Source organism: Paenibacillus sp. Y280, from assembly GCF_056786335.1.
This window is the reverse complement of record NZ_JBXCIW010000006.1, coordinates 193,184-208,300: the sequence shown is the minus strand read 5'-3', so window position 1 is coordinate 208,300 and position 15,117 is coordinate 193,184. Positions and strand designations below refer to the sequence as shown.

The 15,117-nt window shown below is 46.7% G+C and carries 17 protein-coding genes; 3 read left to right on the top strand and 14 right to left on the bottom strand.

Features of this window, described 5'->3' with window-relative positions:
* Positions 1-73: 73 nt before the first annotated feature.
* From AC1TPC_RS10470 to AC1TPC_RS10440, 7 genes are all read right to left on the bottom strand, one after another.
* A complete protein-coding gene (locus AC1TPC_RS10470; protein WP_482066796.1) occupies positions 74-571 on the bottom strand; it encodes a DivIVA domain-containing protein in 498 nt (165 codons plus the stop codon).
* A 94-nt stretch (positions 572-665) separates the two neighbouring features.
* The gene (locus tag AC1TPC_RS10465) at positions 666-1,448 is read right to left on the bottom strand and encodes a YlmH family RNA-binding protein (protein ID WP_482066795.1); all 783 of its coding nucleotides are present in this window, start codon (positions 1,446-1,448) and stop codon (positions 666-668) included.
* An 18-nt stretch (positions 1,449-1,466) separates the two neighbouring features.
* Positions 1,467-1,742 carry a YggT family protein gene (locus AC1TPC_RS10460; RefSeq protein WP_482066794.1) on the bottom strand — a complete coding sequence of 92 codons (276 nt, stop codon included), beginning with the start codon at positions 1,740-1,742 and terminating at the stop codon, positions 1,467-1,469.
* A 7-nt stretch (positions 1,743-1,749) separates the two neighbouring features.
* Entirely contained in the window at positions 1,750-2,199 is a 450-nt protein-coding gene (locus tag AC1TPC_RS10455) for a cell division protein SepF (protein WP_482066793.1), read from the bottom strand.
* Between the two features lie 3 nt (positions 2,200-2,202).
* Complete coding sequence (locus tag AC1TPC_RS10450; RefSeq protein WP_482066792.1) at positions 2,203-2,919, bottom strand: YggS family pyridoxal phosphate-dependent enzyme; 717 nt, start codon at positions 2,917-2,919, stop codon at positions 2,203-2,205.
* A 6-nt stretch (positions 2,920-2,925) separates the two neighbouring features.
* On the bottom strand, positions 2,926-3,777 hold the full coding sequence (gene pgeF / locus AC1TPC_RS10445; RefSeq protein WP_482066791.1) for a peptidoglycan editing factor PgeF: 852 nt from the start codon (positions 3,775-3,777) through the stop codon (positions 2,926-2,928).
* Positions 3,778-3,874: 97 nt separating this feature from the next.
* Complete coding sequence (locus AC1TPC_RS10440) at positions 3,875-4,156, bottom strand: YlmC/YmxH family sporulation protein (protein ID WP_482066790.1); 282 nt, start codon at positions 4,154-4,156, stop codon at positions 3,875-3,877.
* A gap of 224 nt (positions 4,157-4,380) precedes the next feature.
* Here AC1TPC_RS10440 and AC1TPC_RS10435 point away from each other — a divergent pair, with 224 nt between their 5' ends.
* Positions 4,381-4,962, top strand: coding sequence for a TetR/AcrR family transcriptional regulator (locus tag AC1TPC_RS10435; RefSeq protein ID WP_482066789.1), 582 nt, complete (start codon positions 4,381-4,383; stop codon positions 4,960-4,962).
* A complete protein-coding gene (locus tag AC1TPC_RS10430) occupies positions 4,962-5,393 on the top strand; it encodes a DUF3995 domain-containing protein (protein ID WP_482066788.1) in 432 nt (143 codons plus the stop codon). Before AC1TPC_RS10435 ends, AC1TPC_RS10430 begins: the two co-directional genes overlap by 1 nt.
* Before the next feature lie 63 nt (positions 5,394-5,456).
* On the opposite strand, the gene sigG is transcribed toward AC1TPC_RS10430, so the two are convergent.
* The 3 genes from sigG to spoIIGA all read right to left on the bottom strand — a co-directional run bounded on the left by sigG (position 5,457) and on the right by spoIIGA (position 8,020).
* Positions 5,457-6,239, bottom strand: coding sequence for an RNA polymerase sporulation sigma factor SigG (gene sigG / locus AC1TPC_RS10425; protein ID WP_056638991.1), 783 nt, complete (start codon positions 6,237-6,239; stop codon positions 5,457-5,459).
* 103 nt (positions 6,240-6,342) lie between these two features.
* Entirely contained in the window at positions 6,343-7,065 is a 723-nt protein-coding gene (gene sigE, locus AC1TPC_RS10420) for an RNA polymerase sporulation sigma factor SigE (protein ID WP_054027973.1), read from the bottom strand.
* A gap of 37 nt (positions 7,066-7,102) precedes the next feature.
* Positions 7,103-8,020, bottom strand: coding sequence for a sigma-E processing peptidase SpoIIGA (gene spoIIGA, locus AC1TPC_RS10415; protein WP_482066787.1), 918 nt, complete (start codon positions 8,018-8,020; stop codon positions 7,103-7,105).
* Positions 8,021-8,546: 526 nt separating this feature from the next.
* Here spoIIGA and AC1TPC_RS10410 point away from each other — a divergent pair.
* A complete protein-coding gene (locus AC1TPC_RS10410; protein ID WP_482066786.1) occupies positions 8,547-9,203 on the top strand; it encodes a DUF559 domain-containing protein in 657 nt (218 codons plus the stop codon).
* Between the two features lie 1,067 nt (positions 9,204-10,270).
* On the opposite strand, the gene ftsZ is transcribed toward AC1TPC_RS10410, so the two are convergent.
* From ftsZ to murA, 4 genes are all read right to left on the bottom strand, one after another.
* On the bottom strand, positions 10,271-11,386 hold the full coding sequence (gene ftsZ, locus AC1TPC_RS10405) for a cell division protein FtsZ (protein WP_482066785.1): 1,116 nt from the start codon (positions 11,384-11,386) through the stop codon (positions 10,271-10,273).
* A gap of 117 nt (positions 11,387-11,503) precedes the next feature.
* Positions 11,504-12,745 carry a cell division protein FtsA gene (gene ftsA, locus AC1TPC_RS10400; protein WP_482066784.1) on the bottom strand — a complete coding sequence of 414 codons (1,242 nt, stop codon included), beginning with the start codon at positions 12,743-12,745 and terminating at the stop codon, positions 11,504-11,506.
* Positions 12,746-12,965: 220 nt separating this feature from the next.
* Positions 12,966-13,736, bottom strand: coding sequence for a cell division protein FtsQ/DivIB (locus AC1TPC_RS10395; RefSeq protein ID WP_482066783.1), 771 nt, complete (start codon positions 13,734-13,736; stop codon positions 12,966-12,968).
* A 111-nt stretch (positions 13,737-13,847) separates the two neighbouring features.
* On the bottom strand, positions 13,848-15,116 hold the full coding sequence (gene murA, locus AC1TPC_RS10390) for a UDP-N-acetylglucosamine 1-carboxyvinyltransferase (protein ID WP_482066782.1): 1,269 nt from the start codon (positions 15,114-15,116) through the stop codon (positions 13,848-13,850).
* Position 15,117 lies beyond the last annotated feature (1 nt).

The following is a 15,117-nucleotide window of genomic DNA, read 5'->3' as shown; positions in this document are numbered from 1 at the left end:
TGATTCATTATCATTAGTTATAGCGTAACAACAGGCCAAATGTCAAATGTCAATTCGCCTATTTGCGGTTAAACTAACCGAGCGTCAGCTCACGCTCTGCTTGTCTTGCTTTCGGCTCCAGCGTATCCCAGCCGTCAACGGCAAGCAGCTCAAGCTGCGCTTCTACGAGCGTCCGGAAACGAGCGCGATACACAGATGCTTGCTTCTTGAGCTCTTCAACCTCAAGAGAAACCTTGCGAGACTTCGCAAGCGAATCATTAATGATACGATCGGCATTTTTCTCCGATTCCTTAATGATCAGCTGCGCTTCCTTCTTCGCATTGCTTCTTACCTCGTCAGCAGCTTCCTGCGCTACAATAATGGTTTTGCTTAGCGTTTCTTCGATATTTGTAAAATGATTCAATCTTTCCTGCAGGCCAAGCAATTGATTTTGCAGCTCTTTATTTTCACGAATAAGCGATTCATAGTCTTTGATGACTTGATCTAGAAATTCGTTGACTTCGTCCTCATCATAGCCGCGCAGTCTCCGACCAAACTCTTTGTTATGTATGTCCAATGGCGATAAAGGCATTGGCGCACCTCCTCATGGTATTTGTGACTCTGGCAACCGGATTTACTATTGATGTGAACACTTTCGACAACTACAGGTAAAATCCTGCAATCGTTCAAATAAATTTGCCTATCCTGACGCGTATTCTGCCCTTTTTTGTCACACCATCGACCTCAATCACTTTAAATCGTCCAAGTCCCTTAAAAGACACAACGTCTCCCGCGCGAAGCTGCTCGGATGGGTCCTCTTCCGATTTCCAGTTCACTCGACATCTGCCTGCTCGTATCGGATCTACAATTTTGGATCTGCTAATCCGATATACGTCGCTCGCGATGCCGTCCAATCGCATGGAAGCTACGGATAAGCTCATCTCCTCCAGCTTCGGCACAACGGTCTGCAGCTCTGCAAGCGGAATGATGTCCGTCAGAACATTCATGCGATGAACCTGTCTCAGGTGTATATTTAAGTAATCGGCAATTTCATCTAAAACGATGATATGGCAAAAATGTTCATGTACATGTATATCACCAATTCGATCACGTTTAATGCCAAGTCCGAGCAATGCGCCCAAAAAATCACCATGATCAAGCTCAAGGCTAGCTTGTCCAGACCCATTTACCTCAAGCACCGAAATGCCGATCGCCTCATCATCCAAGCTGCGATAATCCGGTCCAATAATGGCCCGTTTCCGTTCTGCCAGCTCACTGCCGCCATCAAGGCGAACGTTCACGTCTGGATTGCGATTAGCTAATATGGTCAGGATTTGTGCTTGCCTTGGGTCTAAAAAATCGGTCCGCTTCAGCTCATGCTGCTGTGCGGACCGCTCTATCCATTCCTCTGCCCGATCGACAAAAGCTTTCTCGTCGGGGTGGAAATGATCATATATACCTTGTTTCATAAGCTTTCATTCCTTTTGTTAACTGTTAACGAAAAATTTAATTACTCCCATCAAGCCTGCTGCTATGAAACGCAAAGCGAAGAGAGCAATAATCGGGGATAGATCCAGCATGCCACCGATCGGCGGGATAAATCTCCGGAATATTCCGAGGTAGGGCTCTACAAGCTTGCCAAGAAACACGCCGATAAAGCTATCGCGAGCATTTGGCAGCCATGACAGCAGCACATACCCGATGATCATAAAACTGTAAATGCTTTGCAGCGTATTTATTGCTCCTTCAATACTATTTAACAACTCAAGGTCACCTCATTTTATTGTAGTCGTTCTCATCGGCCAGCATTTCCGTTATAGCACCTTGAATTTCCACTGAATCCGGCGTGCATAGAAAAATATTTGGGCCTAGCTTAGAGATGCTCCCGTTTAAAGCGTACACTGTACCGCTTAGGAAATCAACAATCCGTACAGCAAGATCATTGCGGACGCGTTGCAAGTTGACGATGACGGCACGACGCGAACGCAAATGGTCAGCAATTTCTTGTGCTTCATCGTAAGAACGGGGCTCGCTAAGCACAACTCTGACATTTTTCTGCGAGTGAATGCTGACAACATTATTGCTCTTTGTGTTTTTACGTGCCTCGAAGGGAGAAGTTTCAGCTTCTTGCTCTTCCTGCTGGACGACCCGTTCTCTCTCAACGACTTCTTCTTCATCATGGAAACCAAAATAGCTCATAAAACGGTTAATGACACTCATCTATTATTCCTCCTCTTTCCCTACTAGTATCGTACCAAGGCGAATCCATGTCGCTCCTTCTTCAATCGCTACGTCAAAATCATTCGACATGCCCATTGAAAGATGGGTGATCGTATTTGGAAGTTCCGGGCGCTGTTGCAGCTCATCCCGCAGCTCTCGTAAAGCTCTAAAAACTGTTCTGGTTTGCTCGGGCTCCGCTTCATACGGAGCCATCGTCATTAGCCCAATTGGCTTAATCGAATGAAACGCGCCAAGCTGCTCCACAAATGAAAACAGCTGCTCTGGTTCAAGGCCTTGCTTCGAATCCTCGCCAGAGACGTTTACTTGAATGAAGCATGGGACGATAATGCCGAGCTGTGAAGCCCGCTTGTCAATTGCCTCAGCTAGCGAAAGCCTGTCCAACGAATGCATGTATGTAAACTTTCCAATGACATCTTTCACTTTATTCGTTTGCAATGATCCAATAAAATGCCAAATGGGCTGCTCGTCCGCATCTTGCTCGACATTCCCGCTAATCGCTTCCCATTTCTCCTGCGCGACCTTCCAGCGGTTTTCGCCAAGATGGCGCAAGCCCTGCTCGAAAACAGTCTTTGTTGTATTTAAGGACACATACTTTGTGACCGCAATAATTTGAATTTCTTCCCTGCTTCGTCCCGAACGCTCGCAAGCCTTCTGGATTCGCTCTTCAACGAGCTGCATTCTATCCTGTATAGTAAACATCCTGCCTCACCTCTCCCGAATGCCGATCCAACTGGCCATTCGGCCGGTCATGCCACCTTCTTTGCGATGGGAAAAGAACAAATCCCTCCTGCATCCGGTGCACCACTCTGTTAATTCGATACATGTCGGCAAAATTCCTGCTTTTATCATAATCTGTCGGTTTATTTCTTTCAAGTCTAAGTTCGCTTTGCCATTGCCTGCTTTCTTGAGCATCGTTTCAGCTTCTTCACCCGGAAGTCCCAGTCTCTCCAATAGCTGCTGGACTTGATTTATCACCGGTCCGTCAACCTCATAGCAGCATCCGCCGATAGAGGGGCCAATCGCAGCGAGCATCGCATGTGGATTCGTTCCATACGCGCTTACCATAGCTTGTATCGTCTCCGAGGCAATCTGCTGCACGGTGCCCTTCCATCCGGCATGTGCAAGCGCGATCGCATCATGCTCAGGGTCGTAGAAGTAGAGCGGCACACAATCAGCATAAAAAGAAGCGAGCAGCACACCCGGCACGTCCGTCATGATTGCATCGCAATCTTTTAGCACCTCGCCCAGAGTCGCTCTGCCTCTTCCCTTCTCCGCTTCCGTTACCTGATGCACACGATTCCCATGCACCTGCTCAGCGCAGGTCCACGCTTCAAACGGCCATCCGACAGCATCAGTCAATAACCGTCGGTTCCCAATAACCGCTTCATCAAGGTCACCGACATGCATGCCCATATTTAAAGACGCCCACGGCGCCTCGCTTACTCCGCCATCTCTTCCAGTAAATCCAGCGGTCAACCGCTCAAGCCGGTCATTCCACTCGGACAACAAAAAAAGCGAAGGTCCCTTCGCTGATTGAATATGTTTAAAAGCTTCCATTTGGCTTTCACCTCTATTTAAAGGCTTGTTAGGCACGTGCAAAATGACTAGCGCACGTTGAGCAATCCTTCCATTCGTTTAGACACAGTTTACCTTGTTACGTGCGAGCGTGCAAATCGTCCTCCTCGGAACGCAGCTGCTTCGTATCATCCATTCTAACGAGCACAACATCCGCTCCGATCTTCACAATGTTGCGCCAAGGAATGACGACCTCCGTGCCGCCTCCTCCGAACATGCCTAGAAATTTAGTAAACTGCGGCACTACGATGGAATCGATGCGCCCCTGCCGCAAGTCAAGCTCCAAATCGGATATTTGACCAAGCTTTTTGCCATCTACAATATTGATAACGTCCTTCGTCTGAAAATCAGATATTTTCATTTCCGTTCACCGCTTTTCAAGTAGAGTGATCGTCCGTTTGCTTCTCCTATAACTATATGAGCAATTTGCCCAAAATGTCCTTCTTCTCTAAAAAACGAGCCGTTGTTAATGAAAAATATTTTTATGTACGATATCGTACAATACTTCCCAATTACCAACTTGGCTGTTATGATTAATGTACGACATCGTACAATAAACAAAAAAGAAAAATACATGGAGGAACCATGCCAAAAATCGTCGCGACAGAACTCGATTGGGTGAAGCTTGGTCTGCAAAAGTTTGCAAGTGGAGGTGTTGAAGCTTTAGTTGTGGAGCAGCTAGCTAAGCAGCTCGGCAGCAGCAAAACCAGTTTTTATTGGTATTTCAAAAATCGCATCTTGTTTGTTGAACGTATCATTAATTATTGGCATGAAAGAGCGACCAGCTCGATCATCGCCTTAATCCAGCACAATCAGACTTTAGAGCCCATGCAGAAGGTGCGGCAGCTGCTTGCTGTTATGTTCAGCTCAAATGAAGGCAAGGACTTTGTTTATCATTTGCGAAAATTAGGAGCTACCGAGCCTTCATACGCGGAAATGCTGCTTCAAATTGAGCAGCAGCGATTGGATTACATGACCGGCCTGCTTAAGGAATGCGGTTTATCCGATGAGGCAGCATGCAGCTCGTCCGAGCTATTGTACAGCTACTACTTAGGATGGCATGAGCGCAATAAGCATCGAATGCTCTCGCCTCAGGACGCGGAGAAGCAAATTAACCTGCTGATGCCATTTATCGAAAAAATGATTCCATTTAACGGGAGGGGTTAATGTTGCAATTCGTACTCGCGGGTATTGTTAGCGCGGTGTTGTTCTTGATAGGCTGCATTCATTTGTATTGGCTGTTTGGCGGTCGCCGAGGCTTCTCGATCGCCGTTCCGACGAGAAGCGATACAAATTCGCCGCTCTTTAAACCGGGACGCCTCGGCATCGTTGCTGTTACTTTGATTTTTTGGGCTGCCGCAGCTTCTCTCCTTATGATTGTTGATGTATTACCAGCTGTTGGCCCTGCTTGGCTGCCAGGTTTCGCAGGCTGGTCGCTTGCTGTTGTGTTTCTCTTGCGAGCAATCGGTGAATTTCGTGCGGTCGGCATTTTCAAAAGCATTCGCAATACTCCCTTTGCACGAATGGACTCGTTCATTTACGCTCCGCTTTGCTTGATTCTTAGCGGATTAACCTTCTGGATGCTGTTGATCGCGTAACCATTTTCGTTCTGATTGCAAACAAAAAACGGTGCCTCGCGGCACCGTTTTTCAAGTTTCAACTCATGTTTTAACATGCTTTTGCATTTGCTGAATGGCCGACTTCTCAAGGCGAGAAACCTGCGCCTGCGAGATGCCGATTTCATCGGCTACTTCCATTTGTGTCTTTCCTTCAAAGAAACGCATGGACAAGATCATTTTTTCTCGGTCGTTCAGCTTGTGCATCGCTTCCCGAAGCGCGATTTCTTCGATCCACGATACATCCTTATTCCGCTCGTCGCTAATTTGATCCATGACATATATCGGATCGCCGCCATCATGATAGATCGGTTCAAACAAAGAAACCGGATCCTGTATGGCGTCTAACGCAAAAACGACGTCTTCCTTCGGAACATTCAGCGCCTCTGATATTTCAAAGATCGTCGGCTCACGTGAATTTTTGTTCGTCAAGCTATCTCTTACCTGAAGCGCCTTATAGGCAATATCCCTCAAGCTTCGTGATACGCGAATCGGGTTGTTGTCTCGCAAGTAACGGCGTATTTCTCCGATAATCATCGGTACGGCATAGGTGGAAAATTTGACGTTTTGGCCAAGGTCGAAATTATCTATCGCCTTCATAAGTCCGATGCAGCCGACTTGAAACAAGTCGTCCACAAACTCTCCCCTATTGTTAAACCGTTGTATAACGCTAAGTACTAGCCGCAGGTTGCCGTTTACTAATTTCTCTCTTGCTGCCCACTCGTTGCGGGTTTGCAATGCCGTAAACAATTCTCTCATTTCGACATTATTCAGGACAGGCAGTTTCGCGGTATCCACTCCACAGATCTCGACTTTATTTCGGGTCAACGTGATTACCTCCCAAGGAGAAACATTAATGTACATTATCTCCTTGGGTGGTCTTTTTATTCCTATTGCGACATCGTTCGACAACCGCAAGCGGGGTGCGGCCTTACACCATTTTGTTAAATTCTTTTCGAAGTCTTTTTATAATCCGCTTCTCCAGGCGCGATATATACGACTGCGAAATGCCAAGAAGGTCTGCCACATCCTTTTGCGTTTTCTCCTCGCCATCGGCAAGACCAAAGCGGAGCTCCATAATAATCCGCTCCCGCTCCGACAGCTTATCCAGCGCTTTATGAAGCAGCTTGCGGTCGACCTGTTCTTCGATATTGCGGTAAATCGTATCGTTTTCCGTACCGAGCACATCGGATAAAAGCAGCTCATTGCCGTCCCAATCAATGTTAAGCGGTTCGTCGAAAGATACTTCTGTACGGGTTTTGCTGTTGCGTCGCAAATACATCAATATTTCATTTTCGATACAACGCGAGGCGTACGTCGCAAGCTTGATCTTTTTTTCCGGATCAAAGGTGTTGACCGCCTTTATGAGACCAATCGCGCCAATCGATACGAGATCTTCAATATGAATGCCGGTATTTTCAAACTTACGGGCGATATACACGACGAGCCTTAAATTTCGTTCAATTAGCATCGCACGAATAGCCGTGTCACCCGTAGGCAGCTTTTCCAGCAAATATTCTTCTTCTTCACGTGTCAATGGCGGTGGAAGCGCTTCACTACCACCGATGTAATAAATTTCTTCGCTTTTTAATCCGAATAAAAACATAACACGATAATAATATAACTGAAGGATCAATTTGTACTTGACGAGCATTTGGCCCATCCCTCCTCGTTTGTATGAGCATACGGTTTTATTGTTGTACCATAGACGGATGGATAATGGCTCGATATGCTCCATCAGACGTTAGCTTTCCGCCGTCAAGCCCGATAAGCACCTTCCGCGTTTCAAATACTTGTCCTTCCCTAGTAATCTCAACCGCATCCGGCTTTATCGCTAGCATGAACTGTGACCCTCGGTTGACACCTCTGAATGGAACGAGACGAAGCCTATCCTGCCACACGAAGGGCTGTTCATCCATTCCCGCTACAAGACGATCCACTTGTGCATCTCGTATGCTATTCAACCACGATTCGGGCAAATCATCTTGCCATAATGCAGCTTCCATTACCATGACCGGCGTCCGTGTTAACGGATCATAGAGCTGATTGCCGGTGTCAATTAAGCCAATACAGGTTTGAATACGATCTCCAATTGTTATTTTGACCTCTGCCAAATGAGTCTGCACCAGCTCCCTTTCTCGTTTTTGCGTCAATACGGTACGGTATATATACAGTCCGATACAAAACGCAGCAATTAAATAAAACAATCCCATCTTCAGCTCCACGCGCATGCTGCCGTTTACGAACGTAATCGTCCTCCAAACCTCACCGGACCCTTGCATCAACAAATAATAGAGCCCAAGCACCGCACCGGCGGCAACAAAGTTAACCGCATAAAATGCCGCGACATTTCTCAAAAAATGCTGAATGGACGCGAACCCAAAAGCAATCCACACCATCAAAAGCGACATCCCGATTTTTACGGCTAATGTAAATAAAAAGGATAAATGTGGAAAAAGCATCAAAACGACATAACAAGCTCCGACAGCAGAAGCCAATAACACCCGCCAAGGTCGTGGTTTCAGATGACGGGCCCAAGCGGAAGTTAATAGAATTGCACCATCAACAAGCAGCTCTCGCAAAAACATAACATCCACATAAATAGCCACTTCGGTCACCTTCCTGCACTGGCGGTAAACGGGCCTGCAGCCGGCTCCCGGGAGAACGATTGAGACTAGTATATTAAAATCCTATTTCAAAGTCTGTCTATTCATGACAGCATGACATATCTTTTTTTGTCGAGTAGCTGTATAAAAACCGCCCGTTTTTTAGTTCGGAAAAATAGTATGCTTCGAATTTAAGATATACAGCTATGAAGCACTTCTAATCAAGGAACGTATTCTTTTTCCTTCTTCAGAGATAGAGTATAGTCCAAAATATAGACCTAACCTTCCCGTTTCTTCCACTCGCATCAAAAAATCCACATCATTTAGCCATGCATCTACGTAACCATCGCAAACAGCTCACTTCACTGTATTACGAATGGGCGGTCAAAGAGATAGCCTCTTGTTCATGAAATGGAAATAGAGTATGATTCAAATTATAGATGCAAAGCAGTGAAGTACACCGCTTACCTTGGGAACTTAGTTTCCCGAAGTAAGCGGTTTTTTTATTTTCAGGAGGAGGCTGATTCTTTTGTCGTTTCATTTGGTTTACGAACGCTGGCTGGAAGCGAATCTGAATACACGCAAGGGAGAGGGCAGGCGAAGACTTGAGCAAGGTCTTGGACATGCAGAAAAGCATTTTTTAGAAATGGTTTGGTACCCTGCCTTTACGGAGTTTGAAGGCTTGTATCCCGAGTATGAAGTTTCCGACTTTCGTGACGGCACACGTTTTTTGGATTTTGCATATGTAAAGAGTGGCTTGCAGCTCGTCATCGAAATCGATGGCTATCGCACACATTCAGCAGAAATGACTCGTTGGCAATTTTCTGATTCCTTAATGCGCCAGAACCATCTTATACTCGACGGTTGGAAAGTGTTGCGGTTCTCGTATGACGACATAAAAGAAAAACCCCGCATGTGCCAGCAGCTGCTTCAACAATTTATGGGCAAGAGCTTGATTGGGAAAAAGAATGAAACTAGTGCTGAGGAATTTCTACAGCTGGAGGTTTTAAAGCATTCATCCACTTTGGCGCATCCTATTCGTCCAGCGGACGTTATTGCACTCTTGAAGATCAATAAAAGAGATGCTCAAAAGCTGCTGCACAGCATGGTGCAAAAACAAATGCTCCTACCTGCCGGTAATGGTACAAAAAGAATTCGATCCTACAAAATAAACCCCGAGAAGTAAGCGTCTTTATTCGCATCCCTGTAGGCAAGGATTTTCGCCTTACTCTATAGCCGTAAGGTCGTATGCGCTTATGGCCATAGAGTAAGGACGTATGCGCTTACGGCCATCATTCGACCCTGTCCACACGCCGATTTCTCTCTTTAAGCGCACATAGGTGCTTATGGGGCACAATTTCAAGCCTTTCTTTGTCATTAAGCACGTATATGCGCTTATGGTTGACTTCTGAGCTCGCCCACGCGACGATCTCACCCTATAAGCGCACATAGATGCTTATGGGACACAATTTCATGCCTTTCTTTGGCATTAAGCACATATATGCGCTTATGACTGACTTTCGAGCACGCCCACGCGCCGATTTCTCTCTTTAAGCGCACATAGGTGCTTATGGGGCACATTTTCAAGCCTTTCTTTGGCATTAAGCACGTATATGCGCTTATGGCTGACTTTCGAGCACGCCCACGCGCCGATTTCTCTCTTTAAGCGCACATAGGTGCTTATGGGGCACAATTTCATGCCTTTCTTTGGCATTAAGCACGTATATGCGCTTATGGCTGACTTTCGAGTTCGCCTACGCCTCGATCTCACCCTATAAGCGCACATAGGTGCTTATGGGGCACATTTTCAAGCCTTTCTTTGGCATTAAGCACATATATGCGTTTATGGCTCACTTCTGAGCTCGCCTACGCGCCGATTTCTCTCTTTAAGCACACATAGGTGCTTATGGGGGAAACTTCACGTTTCTCTTTAGCCTTAAGCACATATATGCGCTTACGGCTGCCATTCGACTCTGCCCACACGCCGATTTCTCTCTTTAAGCGCACATAGGTACTTATATGGGGCAATTCCACGTTACTCTTTAGCCTTAAGCACATATTTGCGCTTAAGGCTGCCATTCGACTCTGCCCACACGCCGTTTTCTCTCTTTAAGCACACATAGGTGCTTATTGGGGGAAATTTCATGCCTTTCTTTGACTGTAAGCACATATATGCGCTTATGACCGCTATGAGCCCTCTATAACATAAAAAAAACGCCCCACCATTTGAACTGGTGAGGCGTAAATAAAGTTCTAGCGATCGCTGCGTGGGCGATTGCGAAGGAATGCTGGAATCTCTAGTTGATCACTAGATGTGTTGTTTGAGCCAAAAGGCTTAACTGGATTAGCATTGCCTGCTTGTCTTGTATCCGTTGCTTCTGGCTGTTGCTGCGGAATACGGCGAGCTGCGGCCGATTTATGCTCGAAGCCCGTTGCAATAACAGTAACTTTAATCTCGTCCTTCAAATCTTCATCGATGATAGCACCAAAAATCATGTTCACATCCGGATCAGATGCCGAAATGACGATTTCAGCCGCCTCATTTACTTCATAAAGCGAAAGGTTGCTGCCGCCTGTAATGTTCATAATAACGCCGCGAGCGCCGTCAATCGATGTTTCAAGCAACGGGCTCATAATCGCTTTGCGCGCTGCTTCAGCAGCACGGTTCTCGCCAGTTGCGATACCGATACCCATCAATGCGGATCCGCGTTCTGTCATAATCGTCTTCACGTCTGCAAAGTCAAGGTTGATCAGACCCGGTACAGCGATTAGATCGGAGATGCCTTGAACCGCTTGACGAAGTACATTATCCGCTTCGCGGAACGCTTCCAGCATCGGAGTCTTCTTGTCTACGATTTCAAGCAACCGGTCATTTGGAATGACGATCAGCGTGTCTACCTTTTCTTTGAGCGCCTCGATGCCAAGCTCAGCTTGTCCCGAGCGCTTGCGGCCTTCAAAGGTAAACGGACGCGTGACAACCCCAACTGTCAATGCACCGCATTCGCGGGCAATTTCAGCGATTACTGGAGCTGCGCCTGTTCCTGTTCCGCCGCCCATACCAGCGGTAACGAATACCATGTCCGAGCCTTTAAGCTGGTTCATAATAATTTCGCGGGATTCTTCAGCAGCCTTGCTGCCTACATCTGGATTAGCACCTGCACCAAGACCGCGTGTCAGCTTGTCGCCGATTTGCAGCTTATGCTCGGATTTAGCCAAATGAAGCGCTTGAGCGTCGGTGTTCACCGTAATAAATTCGACGCCTTTAACACCATTTTCGATCATACGGTTAACGGCATTGCTGCCGCCACCGCCTACACCTATTACTTTAATTTGAGCAAGCTGTTCAAGCTCAAAGTCGAATTCCAACATCTTCATTTTCCCCCAGTCAAGCGTAAACTGCCGACAGCATCATTGATACAATACAGCAACGTTTCGCGGTAAAATATAAGCATCGTATAGAGGTGAATCTTATATTATCTTATATTTTCATATAAATTCATTAAACATGCTTTTGATCCGCTCGAACATACCGGGTTTCGTTGAAGCTGCTGGACTTGCTTTGCGGCTTGCCGTTTTCTTCACTGCTCCTGTTCCTCGAGCTCCCATATATTTCGACACGTATTGAATCATGCCAACACCGCTGCTGAATGCCGGATCTCTTACTCCGATATAATCAGGCAATGCGATTCTGACGGAAGACTCCAGCTCTGTCTGGGCCAAAGCGAGCGTTCCTGGCATCGAAACGGAACCACCGGTTAAGACATAGCCGTTAACCTTATCCCCATAGCCGAGTCGACGTACTTCTTGGCGAACCAAATGGAAAATTTCTTGCATGCGCGGTTCAATAATGCTTGCAAGGTCAACCTGCGAAAATTCCTTCTCCACATTGCTTCCCATGCGCGTAACCTTAAACTTCACATCTTCAGCCGCGTCAAGCACGTTCGCGCATCCGTATTTCAGTTTAATTTTTTCCGCTTGATCGCTTTGTGTACGCAAGCCGTAAGCAATATCGTTCGTTACATATTCACCGCCAATTGGCAGTGTTGATGTAGCAGCTAGTCCGCCTTGATCATAAATGGCGATCGTACAGGAGCCCGCTCCAATATCCGTTAGTACAGTGCCCATCGATTTCTCATCCTTGGTCAGTGAAACGACACCTGACGCCAATGATAACAAAATAACACCAGAAATACGAAGGCCTGCTTTCTCTACACAACGCATAAGGTTGTGTATGGCAGTCTTCGTCCCCGTGACGATGGTCGCCTCAACCTCGAGTCGCACTCCAATCATACCTCGTGGGTCGGAAATACCTTCCAAACCGTCAACTAAATACTGTTTCGGTACCAAATTAATAATTTCACGCTCTGGTGGAAGCGCTACTACTTTAGCTGCTTGAAGTACGCGTTCAATATCTTCTTCCCCAATTTCACGATCCTCGTTGGATACTGCAACGACGCCACGATTGGTCTGCAGTGCGATATGGTTGCCCTGAATTCCTACGTAAACATCTGATATTTGAATGCCTACCATGCGCTCCGCATGCTCAACTGCATTTCGGATCGATTGCACGGTTTGGTCAATATCTACAATTGCTCCTTTGCGAATACCCTCTGAGTCGGCAGATCCAACTCCAATAATATTAATGGCTCCATTATTCACTTCACCAATAATAGCACGAACTTTGGATGTACCGATGTCCAAACTGACGATGATGTCGTTACTGCTCATCCTGCGGCACCTCCGTTTCAAATAAAAATTAATATTTCACTTGTTCAAGGTATTCCTACTAATTCAACGCTTTTAATATTTTCCCTCTTTTTTCAACAAAGTTTTCGTAGTATTTTCGCTTTTTGTCGAGTCCCGCCCCTTGCGGCACTCTATATTTCCTAATGTTATCCAGCCCCATCGAGTTTAAATGCGATAAATAAAATTCTACCATTCTTTGAAGCTATTGAGTAGTCTCTTTTTGATCAGCGTCCATATTTTCTAGACTTTCGCTTTGAAAAGGAACATATGTATCCGCAAGCAGCATCGTGATCTTGCCTGGCTCTTGTGTTTCGATTACAGCGTTCAGCGCTTCAATCTTCTCCGTAAGCACGGAAACGGCCGTGACCACTTCAAATTTCGTTCGTGTATATATCCTTATGCGATCAGGATAAGCCGATGAAGGATATGGGATAATCTCTGAAAGGTCAGAGAGCTGCTTCGCCGTTATTTTGCCGAGCTGTGTCGTTAACTCTGCCTTTACTGGGTTATCGTCGGTCCAGCCGGACAGCACAGGCTTGTCCACAAGCTGCATAACATCGCTATCCGCTTCCACGGTTGTACCATTTGACAAGAGCGCCGTCATTTCCCCTTGCTTGGAAAGCTCGAACGCAACCACCGGATACTCCTCCACTGCAATTTTAAGAAGACCTGGAAACGCTTTTGTAACCTTCACATCATTTATTTGCGGCAGCGTCAAAACTCTTTCCTTGATTGTCGAGGATGAAGTACGGAAGAACGCATCGCCAACCAGGATCGCAGCTGCCTTGTTGATTTCTTCATGTGTAACAAATCTTGTACCTTCAATTTGTATTTCTGAAACCTTGCTAATGGAAGAATTAAAAAATAATACTGTAAGCAGAGCAACAAACAATAGAATAAGTATGGTTAACAGCTTTCGGCTGCCCATTCGCTTTCGATTAGGTTCCTTCAGTACAGGCATCTGCGAGCTCATAACTTGTCCCTTCTTTCCCCAAAAAACATCCGGCTAGCCTCCATGCTTCAGCTTACGCTTTGCATCAATAGGGTACCGGCTGTTTCTATCTTGCAGCTCATGCGCTTAGTATTAGTTATTAGGCACCGGAGAATATCGCGAAATGCGCGCACCCAGCCTAGACAACATCGTTTCGATTTTTTCGTAGCCTCGGTCGATGTGATGGATTTGCTCTACGACCGTCTTGCCTTGCGCTGCTAGACCCGCAATTACAAGGGCTGCGCCCGCTCTCAGGTCCGTCGCCTCCACCGTAGCTCCATAAAGCCTTGGCACGCCACGAATGAATGCGGCATTCATATCCACCCGAATGTCGGCGCCCATACGAGACAGTTCATCCACATGCTTTAGTCTGCCTTCAAAAATCGTTTCCTTCAATACGCTTACACCATCAGCAAGCGTAAGCAGCACCATAACCTGAGACTGCAAATCGGTAGGAAAAGCCGGATAAGGAGAGGTTACAATCCTCTCAACCGCTTTGGGTCTGGCTGCACTGCCAACTTTAATTATATCACCGTCGACAACGATTTGAACACCTGCACGGCGCAGAACATGAATCAAAGAGGATAAGTGGGCCGGCTGCGTGTTTTGGAGAGTCACATAGCCGCGTGTCGCGGCGGCAGCTACCATAATCGTCCCTGCTACTATGCGGTCGGGAATGACCTTATAACGACATGGTGTTAGCGACTGTACCCCATCTATCGTTATCGTGTCGGTTCCGGCACCCATAATCTTCGCGCCCATCGCATTTAGAAATCGCTGCAAATCTTGAATTTCCGGCTCACGTGCGGCGTTGCTAATGGTAGTTCGGCCTTCCGCCAAAGCAGCGGCCATCATAATGTTTTCTGTTGCTCCAACGCTTGGGAAACTTAAATGAATATCGGCGCCCAGCAATTTGTCCGCACGGCACATAATGCGGTTGCCGAATTCTTCTATTTCAGCCCCAAGCGCCTTCAAGCCTTCTAAATGAAGATCAATCTTTCTCTCACCAATTGCACAGCCCCCAGGCAGGTAAACTTGCGTCTCGCCAAACCTAGCTAGCAAAGGCCCCATTAGAAAAATAGAAGAGCGCATCTGTCTCATTAACGATTCCGGCACGTGAGAGGTATGTGCGGTTTCAGTATCCAGCACAACTGTTCCTCCCGAATGCTCGGCGCGGCATCCTAATTCGCGCAAAATGTTCAGCATGACATCGATGTCCAGCAAATCAGGCACATGATCTATCGTTGTTGTGCCTTCAGCCAGCAGACTGGCAGCCAGAATCGGCAAAGCGGCATTTTTCGCTCCTTGGATAACTATGGTTCCTGAGAGAGGTTTCCCACCTTCAATCACCAATTTGTCCAAT